General features: G+C 41.7%; 1 pseudogene. It reads left to right on the top strand.

The features are described 5' to 3' along the window. Window positions 1-235 (top strand): annotated as a pseudogene (locus PSI23_RS22455) (site-specific DNA-methyltransferase); the annotation flags it as partial.

Raw genomic sequence — 235 nt, 5'->3', positions numbered from 1 at the left:
CTTCACCTGGCAGGGCAAGGCTCGCGCACGTCAAATTGCTCAGATGCCATCAACCGGTACATTACGGCCTTGTAAAGAAGAGAGTGTTAACTGGGATACTACCGAAAACCTGTTTATTGAAGGCGACAACCTTGAAGTGCTTAAGTTGCTGCAAAAGTCTTATCACAAAAAGATAAAGATGATTTATATCGACCCGCCCTATAACACAGGCAAGGATTTTATTTATAAAGATAAT

The sequence above is a fragment of the Xenorhabdus yunnanensis genome (genome assembly GCF_028598805.1).
GTDB lineage: Bacteria > Pseudomonadota > Gammaproteobacteria > Enterobacterales > Enterobacteriaceae > Xenorhabdus > Xenorhabdus yunnanensis.
Note: the sequence above shows the minus strand (reverse complement) of the source record. Positions and strands in the feature narration are given on the sequence as shown.